Below are 2,274 nucleotides of genomic sequence, written 5' to 3'. Positions count from 1 at the left end.
GTCCAGCCCTTCGCCTTGGCGAAGGCGTCGGCCGAGTCGACGAAGCTCTGGTAGTAGCCGCGGTCGTTGATGTCGCCGGGGCTGAGGACACCGATGACGACCTTGCCGTCGCCGTTGACATCGGGCTCCTTGAGGCCGGAGTCGCTGCCGCCGCTCGCCGCGGAGGTCGTCTTGGGCGCCGTCGCCGCGTTGTCGGCGCAGCCGGACAGCGCGACGGCTCCCGCGAGGGCGAGGCCGACCGCGGCCCCACGACGCCAGAGCATGCTGTGTGTAGTCATGTGCGTGGTTCCATTCGCTGGGTGGCACCGCCCCGTCGAGGCGGTCGCGTGGCGGCTGGGGTGGTGGTCGGTGGGCGGGTTCGATGCTTCGGCCGAACTCGGCGCGGGAGACACGCCTCCGGTGGAAGAGGGACTCCTCATGTGCGGCGACACAGCACGGGACCGGCGACACACCACGGGGTGTCCCGTCAGCCCGGCCGCTCGGACCCGGATGGGATCGATACGGCCCCGGGGCGGACATGACCGAATCGCCGGTCAACGTCGGTGGTGACGCGGCCGGCCCCGGCGCGCACGGCGTGCACCGGGACATCCCGCGGGAAGACGGCCTCGGGCCCGCCGGAATCGGTCTGCACCATGGCTCGCACCACGTGGCCTCCTCATCCTTGCCGTCTCGCATTGCGAGGCGGTGGAACGTATTGCGAGGTACTCTGACCTCCGCCGCCCAGTGCTGTCAACGCTCCTGCGCCACATCTTCGATTCGCCGGCGGTTCACCGGCCCACAAGGCCGACGGCCCGGTCGGCGGCAGCCGGAGGCCGGTGCGCGGACGGGAATCGCCGTGTCGCGCGACGGCCCGGCGGCGGACGAAACGCCGAATTCCGCGTCCGGCCGCCAAGCGAGGAGTGAAGGCCGGTCCGGCGCGCTGCCCGCGTCATCGCCGCGCGGCTGCCGGTCGTCAGCGGCGGGCGGATCCAGGGCCCTGAGAGCCAGGGGCGGTTCCGCCGGGACGGCGGAAGCAAGGGGGCCGCGCCGAGGAGGTTCCTGATCCGGCGGACTCGTCGCCGGTCATGCGGCTCAGCCGGGTCCCGTAGGCGGGGGAGAGCCGCCCCGGCGCCACCGTCCACGCCGTACGCCCCTCCTGTCGTACGGCGTCCACCCGTAGCCCCTCCTGCCGTACGGGTGGCTCCAGCCGGGCGACGGCCGTGGGACCGGGCGCTCGGGCGGGAGCCGCCGTGGAGTGGTACGGCACCGGCCCGGCGGTCATCGCGGATCGGTCCCCGGTCCCGCCGCCGCGTACACCGAGGGGCTCACGGCCGCGGACCGCGGACCGCGACGGCGTCGGCCGGTGTGTGCCGAGGCGAGACCTCGGCAGCGTCGCCGCCCCACGCGTATGGCGTCGATGAGTGTCCAGGTGCCGGTGGCAGCGGTGGGCGCCCGCACCCGCCGGTCACCGCCATCGGTGGTCAGCAGCGCACCGGCCGCCGACGTGTCCGTACGCACCGGCCGCCGACGTGTCCGTACGTACGGGCGTCGCCGTGGCCCGCGTACGCACGGGCGTCGCCGTGGCCCGCCACCCGTCGAGTGTGCCGGCCACCGGTCGGGACACACCGCGCGCACGGCGTTCGGCACCCCGGCCGTCGCGGGTCGCCGGCGGCACGCCCTCGGCACCGAGCGGGCACACACCGGCCGGCCGCGGAAGCGCCCGGAGCACATCAGCACACTCGGCGCCGGGGAACACGGCCCCGGTCGGCTCACGCTCCACAACAGCGGCTACGGCGTCCGGACCCGCCCGCGCCAGGGCCTGTTGGACCACGCTCCGGCGGTGGTACCCATGGTGCCGGGTCTCATCGGGTGAGCAGCCGGATGGCGACACCCTTCTCCTGGGTGTACTCGCGCAGCGCCGCATACCCACCGCCCCGGCTGAAGCCGCTGTCCTTCTGCATATTGAACGGAAAGCCGATCACTCCCGCGTCATGGAACTGGTTGACCGCCACCTGCCCGGAGCGGACGTCCTTCGTCAGCCGCAGCGCCCGGGAAATGTCGCTGGTCCAGATACAGGCCAGCAGACCGAAGTCGGTCGCGTTCATCTGCTCCGTCGCCTCGGCGGTGTCGCGGAACGACTGCACGGCGAGAACCGGGCCGAAGACCTCCTCGCGGGCGATGCGCATGCCCCCTTCCACCCGGTCGAACACGGTCGGCCGGACGAACCACCCTTCGCCGGCGGGTGCGTCGCCACCGGTGACCAGCCGGGCTCCTTCGCGGGGCGCTTCCTTGAGG

The 2,274-nt window shown here is 73.5% G+C and carries 2 protein-coding genes and 1 pseudogene; 1 reads left to right on the top strand and 2 read right to left on the bottom strand.

Features of this window, described 5'->3' with window-relative positions; genetic code table 11:
• Positions 1-278, bottom strand: a pseudogene (locus ACWF94_RS39035) (hypothetical protein); the annotation flags it as partial.
• A 1,118-nt stretch (positions 279-1,396) separates the two neighbouring features.
• Between ACWF94_RS39035 and ACWF94_RS39030 the strand changes: the two are divergent.
• Positions 1,397-1,852, top strand: coding sequence for a hypothetical protein (locus ACWF94_RS39030; RefSeq protein WP_453499810.1), 456 nt, complete (start codon positions 1,397-1,399; stop codon positions 1,850-1,852).
• Here ACWF94_RS39030 and ACWF94_RS39025 read toward each other — a convergent pair.
• On the bottom strand, positions 1,842-2,274 hold a 433-nt coding region (locus ACWF94_RS39025), incomplete at its 5' end, for an aldehyde dehydrogenase family protein (RefSeq protein WP_453499808.1). The two genes, ACWF94_RS39030 and ACWF94_RS39025, sit on opposite strands and share 11 nt — an antisense overlap.

It is taken from the genome of Streptomyces sp. NPDC055078, assembly GCF_053607985.1.
This window is presented reverse-complemented; position numbering and strand designations above follow the sequence as displayed.

Excerpts from the sequence above, each read along its gene's own strand:
- ACWF94_RS39030 (WP_453499810.1), top strand. The coding sequence starts at position 1,397 with ATGAGTGTCCAGGTGCCGGTGGCAGCGGTGGGCGCCCGCACCCGCCGG.